This window comes from Streptococcus sp. ST14, from assembly GCF_046098195.1.
GTDB lineage: Bacteria > Bacillota > Bacilli > Lactobacillales > Streptococcaceae > Streptococcus.
Genome location: NZ_JBJUSF010000051.1, coordinates 1 through 4026, shown reverse-complemented (window position 1 = coordinate 4026; position 4026 = coordinate 1). Strand labels below are relative to the sequence as shown.

Genomic DNA, 4026 nt, shown 5'->3' with positions numbered 1-4026 from the left:
GCTACTGCAACTATTACTAAAACAACCGTGAAGCCAGTTAAGACTGAACCTGTATCAGCTGAATTGGTCGAAGCGAAAAATCCAGCCAAACCAACTTTGGCGCTTAAAACTCTTTCTGAAACCAAAAATCAGAAATTGTCAGCAAGCTACCACGGCTATAAATTGAAGTATAAGCCAGTTGTAACTAAATCTGTAGCAGATACAGACAAAACCAACACAGATGGCAAAACAGTTGCTAAAAATGCTACTCAGCTTTATACATTGCATCATGATAACATCTATGCAAACCTTAAAAAAGGTGACAAGATTACCATCATTGACCCACTCGAAGCTGGAGCAGTTCCTGATGTAGCTGTGACGAAAGCAGCTGCAGAGAAAGCGGGATGGGGCGTTGCCTATGATGCAGGAAAGAATACGTATACCTTTACTGCAACCTACGAAGGGAAGCACCTAGAAGCTCCTGTGATTACCTGGAAGCCAATCTATGACAAAGGTTTCTATGACAACACTTATAAAGTGTTGGTGAATAATTACGAAGTTTTCTCAAACCCTGTGACAACAAAAACGCCAGAACCTCCGAAACCAGTCAAATCGGTTCTGGATCGCTCTGGTAAAGATATCAATGGTGCGACAACATTTGATCGCAACGTGACCTTCCGCTTGATGACAGACTACAGCCCATACACCAAAATTCTTGCTTCAGCGCAAGCACTTGGTAAGAAGTTTGCTATCCTGGATGATGTTCAAGACAATGCCTTCACAGTTGACCACAGCAAGATCAAGATGACTGCTGCAGGCAAAGATGTAAAAGACTTGTTTGACATGTATCACGTCCTTTCAGACAAAGGACGTACCGATGCAATCAATAAAATCCTGAAGGAATTGAACCTGCAACCTAGAGGAGAATTCTATCTCTGGGTAGCGAAGGATTCTAAGAGTTTTTACCAAAACTACGTGAAACAAAATAAAAACGTGACGATTGATCTCCCAGCTAAACTCCTGGTTAAAGCAGGGGAGAAAGTCAAGAATGACTTTAAACAAATTGACTTTGGTAATAGTTATCAGTCAAATCTTGTAACAGTTGAAGTTCCAAATGTTAAGCCAGAAAAACATGTACTTGATAGAACTGGCAAGAAAGTCCTTGATGGCAAAGAAGTTCAGCTAGGTGATTTTGTTCAGTACCTTCTTGATGGAGTAACTGTTCCAGAAAAACATGATACGTTGTACCAATATGACGGTTTGGATAAACTCGATACGAAGCATGATCGCTATACTGGTAATTGGAAAGGTATCATCAAGGGTACAGAATATACAGCAGAAAAAGAGCTTATGTTGCCTTATGACGTGACATTGAAAAATGGTAAGGTTATCAAAGCAGGGGATAAGATTGCCAAAGGTAGCACTTATGCCTTTACATTTGAGTTTAACCAAGGTACCAATTCAGAGTTCATCAAGAAACTTGTGACTGTTAAGTGGGATGCCAAAGGTGGTCAATGGTCTTACGTTATCAATCAAGACTTCCTTAACTCTCTAGGAGTAAAAGGAACATTTGATGCTGACTTCTACATCGAGGTTGAGCGTATTGAAACTGGTGATAAGATTGAGAATACCTTCATCAATATTGTCAATAAACAAGAAATGACCGCTAAGGTTATTACTCGTACACCAGAACCACCTAAACCAAAACACCCAGAAAAACATGCGCTTGATAAAACAGGTCAGAAAGTTCTTGACGGTAAAGAAGTTCAAATGGGTGAATTGATTCAGTACCTTCTTGACGGTGCAACTGTTCCAGAAAGACACCATACGTTGTACCAATATGACGGTTTGGATAAGCTCGATATGAAGCATGACCGTTATACAGGTAATTGGAAAGGTGTCATCAAGGGTACAGAATACACAGCAGAAAAAGACCTAACGTTACCTTACGATGTTATCCTTAAGGATGGTAAGCTTATCAAAGCAGGTGATAAGATTGCCAAAGGTAGCTCTTATGCCTTTACCTTTGAGTTCAACCAAGGCACAAATTCTGAGTTTATCAAGAAACTTGTGACTATTAAGTGGAACGAGAAAACAGGGGTATGGTCTTATGTTATCAATCAAGATTTCTTGAACTCTCTAGGAGTTAAAGGTACCTTTGATGCTGACTTCTACATCGAGGTTGAGCGTATTGAAGCTGGTGATAAGATTGAGAATACCTTCATCAATATTGTCAATGGACAAGAAATGATTGCGAAGGTAACAACCAACACTCCAGAACCACCAAAACCTGAAGAACCTGGAAAACCAAAACAATCACTGCCAAACACTGGAACAGCAGCAAGCATGCTTCCAACTTGGGGAATGTTTTTGGGATTGTTGAGTCTTGCAGGAGCTGGGCTTCGTAAGCATAAAAAATAGAACATCTAGAAATTCCCCCTCATCTATGGTATAATGAAGCCATAAAAAAGAGGGGGAAGAGAGATGAGAAAGGACACGAAAATGGATGCACATGTGACTAGAAGTGGATATAGATACTACACTCCAACTCAAAAAAAATCAGAAGTCACTAAGCCTGAAGAAGAGAAGAAGTGGAAAAAAGGCCTACGTTGGCTAGGGAAAGCCATCTGGTCAGGAATGAAGAACTTACCGAGTGTGATTGTGAGAGCTGCCGTTTTGATGGTTGCGACTCCACTCATGTTTCTCCTCTTTATCTTTAATTTGATTAAGAGCTTGATTGCGACAGCAATTGGTTGGTTTGTGTTTAAGGTAGTAGTTGCGTTTCTTGTTCTGTGTTATTGGGCATTTCTAACAAAAGAAGGAACTGCTCCAGCAAGTGTTGAACTTTGGTTTAAAGATTGGATAATGCCAGAAGGTGTTCCAATCTATCACTGGTGGGAAACGACCATTATCGTTGTCTTAGCTGTAATTACAGCCCTCTCTCTAACCTTTCGTCCAACGGATGAAACATAGTATTGAATAAACAATGTAGGTGCTAAGGAATTTTCTTAGTACCTTTTTTATAAAAAGAAAGCGAGAAAAAAATAATGGATGCAGTTGTAGATTTTATTAACAAAATTGGGAATATCGGTGGGATTATCGGTATTGGTTGGGCCGCTTGGGGTGCCTGGGACTTAGCAGTAGGAATCAAACGTGAATTGGATGACAAGAAGGATAAAGGGATCCAAAGTTTGATTTTAGGCGCTCTTCTTGGTGCCGTCCTAAAAGCACTCTTTACAGCTTTGGCAACAGGTCTTCAATCTCTTGGTTAGGATGAGAAAAAGAAGGAGGTGGTTTTATGAACCAATCCACACTTGATCAACTAACCATGAGTCTGAAAGACTATAATGAGACAGCCTATCAGCTGATGGAGACAGTTTCAGGTTCGATGGAGAAGGTAGCAATTTTGCTTCTTCTCCTTTTTATGGGAATCAACCTCATGAATTGGCACCAACAACTTAAAAGCAATGGTGGGGAGCTGTCTTTTCAGCTTTGGATTGAAGAGATCCTCAAGTATGCTATTGCACTCTTTTTTATCCTCTATGTGGATGCGATTTTTGATGCCTTGTCATGGTTGTTCAATGTTATCATTAAGTTAGTGGCCAAGAATGCCACAAATCCATTCAGTTCAGAACTACCAGACTTAAAGGGAGTTAATGCCATTGCAAAAGCTATGCTCCAGTTTATTTATTGGGTTGTGGATTTTGTCGGTCAGATATCGACTAAGTTGTTGATCCTGTTACGCTCTTTTACCCTTTACACGTATAAGGGAATCGCTAAAATTATTGTTGCTTGCTATATGGTGGATAGCTTACGCCCGATCTGCCTCGGTTTCTTTAAACTCTATGCTGCTGCTGTTCTTCAGGGATTGATTTTAGTGGTTGTGATCATGCTTTATCCAGCTATTGTAACTAATGATCTCTTGACAGTTGATAAGACTGGAGCCTGGACAAGTGCTTTAGTTGCGATAGCAAAAGGAATCATTTACATCATTATGCTCTTTGGCAGCCAACGTATGGCCAAGAATATCATGCAGGTGAACTAGGA

4 protein-coding genes are annotated in these 4026 nt (G+C 40.2%); all 4 read left to right on the top strand.

Annotation, left to right across the window (positions count from 1 at the left end; all coding sequences use genetic code 11):
- Positions 1-2400: SspB-related isopeptide-forming adhesin (locus ACIY19_RS10670; protein WP_409003386.1), on the top strand; the 2400-nt coding region annotated here is incomplete at its 5' end.
- Between the two features lie 63 nt (positions 2401-2463).
- A complete protein-coding gene (locus ACIY19_RS10665) occupies positions 2464-2952 on the top strand; it encodes a hypothetical protein (RefSeq protein ID WP_409003385.1) in 489 nt (162 codons plus the stop codon).
- 74 nt (positions 2953-3026) lie between these two features.
- A complete protein-coding gene (locus ACIY19_RS10660) occupies positions 3027-3251 on the top strand; it encodes a hypothetical protein (RefSeq protein ID WP_000340303.1) in 225 nt (74 codons plus the stop codon).
- A 26-nt stretch (positions 3252-3277) separates the two neighbouring features.
- Entirely contained in the window at positions 3278-4024 is a 747-nt protein-coding gene (locus ACIY19_RS10655) for a hypothetical protein (protein WP_303433039.1), read from the top strand.
- Positions 4025-4026: the final 2 nt, after the last annotated feature.